The organism is Methylibium sp. T29-B (genome assembly GCF_000576225.1).
In the GTDB taxonomy this organism is placed as follows: Bacteria; Pseudomonadota; Gammaproteobacteria; order Burkholderiales; family Burkholderiaceae_C; genus Methylibium; species Methylibium petroleiphilum.
The window spans coordinates 1-2,813 of sequence record NZ_AZSN01000279.1 but is presented as its reverse complement, the minus strand read 5'-3'; the positions used below and the strand labels follow the sequence as shown (position 1 = coordinate 2,813).

At 72.8% G+C, this 2,813-nt stretch carries 1 protein-coding gene and 1 pseudogene; both read right to left on the bottom strand.

The genetic code is table 11. From position 1 onward, the window contains the following. Window positions 1-975, bottom strand: a pseudogene (gene glcE, locus Y694_RS21025) (glycolate oxidase subunit GlcE); the annotation flags it as partial. Window positions 976-1,018: 43 nt separating this feature from the next. Continuing rightward, complete coding sequence (locus Y694_RS21020) at window positions 1,019-2,533, bottom strand: FAD-linked oxidase C-terminal domain-containing protein (protein WP_011831211.1); 1,515 nt, start codon at window positions 2,531-2,533, stop codon at window positions 1,019-1,021. Between the last annotated feature and the right edge of the window lie 280 nt (window positions 2,534-2,813).

The following is a 2,813-nucleotide window of genomic DNA, read 5'->3' as shown; positions in this document are numbered from 1 at the left end:
CGCGCTGGGCCGCCTCGCGCACCGTGGCCGCGCTGGCGGCGGTGCACCACCAGCGCTGCGCGCCGCCCCATTCGATCAGCTGCTCGCCGGGCAGCGCGATCGGTGCGGCCGTCTGCGGTACCGACAGGCGCCACAGCGCCGCGCCGGTGTTCGACTCGACCGCGGTGCGGGCCTTCACGAAGAACTCGTCCTCGTGATCGCGCAGGCCGTCCCAGAACGGCGTGGCCAGGCCGTCTTCCACGCCCTCGCCGCGGTGCCGCGTGAGCAGGGTGTCGACGGCGGCATTCACCGCGGCGCGTGCGCCGCGCAGTCGCAGCAGCAGCATGCCGGCCCACCACGCGCTGGCACTCACGGGCAGCGGCTGACCGCCCCAGGCGTTGAGCTGCTGCAGTGCTGCGGCCTCGTCGAGTTCGAAGCGCAGCGTGGCCGTGGCCGGCTGCACCGGCAGCACCTTCAGCGACACCTCCAGCACGACGCCCAGCACGCCCATCGAGCCGCACAGCAGACGCGACACGTCGTAGCCGGCCACGTTCTTCATCACCTGGCCGCCGAAGCTCAGCACCTCGGCGCGGCCGTTCAGCAGCGTGGCGCCGAGCACGTGGTCGCGCACCGCGCCCACGCTGGCGCGGCTGGGCCCGCTCAGGCCGGCCGCGACGAGCCCGCCCACCGTGCCCTTGGCGACCGAGCGACGCGAAAGCGCGGCGGTTCGAACGGCAGGCACTGGCCGTGCTCGGCGAGCGCCGCCTCCAGCTCGGCGATCGGCGTGCCGGCGCGTGCGCTCACCACCAGCTCGGTGGGTTCGTAGCTGGAGATGCCGGTGAGCCCGGTGGTGTGCAGCGCCTCGCCGTGGCGCGGGCCGCCGTAGAAGGCCTTGGAGCCGTGGCCGGCGATCTCGAGCGGGGTGCCGTCGGCCTGCGCGGCGCGCACGCGCTCGACCAGGGCGCGCAAGGCGGGGTCGTCGTCGGGAGAGGTCATCGTCGTGGCACGGGTTCTCGAACGGATGGGGGGCCGACCGGCGTCAGAACCGCGGCAGGTCGGGGAAGGGCAGCAGGCCCTTCTTCACGTGCATCTTTCCGTACTCGGCGCAGCGGTGCAGCGTGGGGATCACCTTGCCGGGGTTCAGCAGGCCGGCCGCGTCGAAGGCGCGCTTGAGGCCGAGCATCTGCTCGCGCTCGGCCGGCGTGAACTGCACGCACATCGAGGCGAGCTTCTCGACGCCCACGCCGTGCTCGCCGGTCACGGTGCCGCCGAGCATCACGCTGGTCTCCAGGATGTCGGCGCCGAACAGCTCGGCGCGGTGCAGCTGGTCGGGGTCGTTGGCGTCGAACAGGATCAGCGGGTGCAGGTTGCCGTCGCCGGCATGGAACACGTTGCAGCAGCGCAGGCCGTACTTCGTCTCCATCTCGGTGATGCGGGTCAGGATCTCGGCCAGCTTCTTGCGCGGGATGGTCGAGTCCATGCACATGTAGTCGGGGCTGATGCGCCCGCTGGCCGGGAAGGCGTTCATGCGCCCGCTCCAGAACTTCAGGCGCTCGGCCTCGCTGGTGCTGATGTCGAAGCGTGTCGCGCCGGCCCCTTCCATCACCGCCACCATGCGGGCGATCTCCTCCTCCACCTCCTCGGGCGTGCCGTCGCTCTCGCAGATGAGGATGGCGTGGGCGTCGAGGTCGTAGCCGGCGTGCACGAAGTCCTCGACGGCGGCGGTCATCGGCTTGTCCATCATCTCCAGGCCGGCCGGGATGATGCCGGCGCCGATCAGCGCGGCCACCGCGTTGCCGGCCTTGCGCACGTCGTCGAAGCTGGCCAGGATGGCGCGCGCCAGCAGCGGCTTGGGCACCAGCTTCACGGTGACCTCGAGCGTCACCGCCAGCATGCCCTCGGAGCCGATCACCGCCGACAGCAGGTCCAGGCCGGGCGCGTCGAGCGCCTCGGAGCCGAACTCGACCGGCTCGCCCTCGACGGTGTAGCCGCGCACCCGCAGCACGTTGTGGATCGTCAGGCCGTACTTCAGGCAGTGCATGCCGCCGGAGTTCTCGGCCACGTTGCCGCCGATCGTGCAGGCGATCTTGCTGCTTGGGTCGGGCGCGTAGTACAGGCCGTGCGGCGCGGCGGCCTCGCTGATGGCCGCGTTGCGCACGCCCGACTGGACGACGGCGGTGCGGCTGACCGGGTCGACCTTCAGGATGCGGTTGAACTTGGCGAGCGACAGCGTCACGCCGAGTTCGTGCGGCATCGCGCCGCCGGACAGGCCGGTGCCGGCGCCGCGCGCCACCACCGGCACCGCGAGGCGGTGGCAGGCCTTCAGCACCGCGGCGACCTGGGCCTCGGTCTCCGGCAGCGCCACGACCAGCGGCATGGCGCGGTAGGCGGTGAGGCCATCGCACTCGTACGGGACGGTGTCCTCGCGCTGCCACAGCAGCGCATGGGCGGGCAGCAGCGGCGCGAGCGCGGCCACCACTTCGGCCTGGCGGCGGCTGCGTTCTTCGCGGGACGGGGCGGCAGGCAGCGCGGTCGCGGCGAGCGGTGCGTTCATCGAGGTCTCCTGGCGTGGCCGCCGATCCCCACGGATGGCGACGGCCGCACTCAACGTGCGAGCTTAAGCGCTGCCGACCCCGCCGGCCATGCGCTCGGGTTCTGGCGGTTTTGACGCGGACGAGGGCAATGGCGCGCGACGAACGCCGCAGGCCGTTCTCGTCAGTGATCCACCAGCGTGCCCGGCGGTGGCGTGGCGCCGGGGCGGGGCGGGACCTTGGGGCCGGGTCGCTCCGGGGGGCGAGGCTCCGGCGGTCGCACGGTGGGAGGCGGGCGCGGTC

Excerpts from the sequence above, each read along its gene's own strand:
- Y694_RS21020 (WP_011831211.1), bottom strand. The coding sequence starts at position 2,533 with ATGAACGCACCGCTCGCCGCGACCGCGCTGCCTGCCGCCCCGTCCCGC.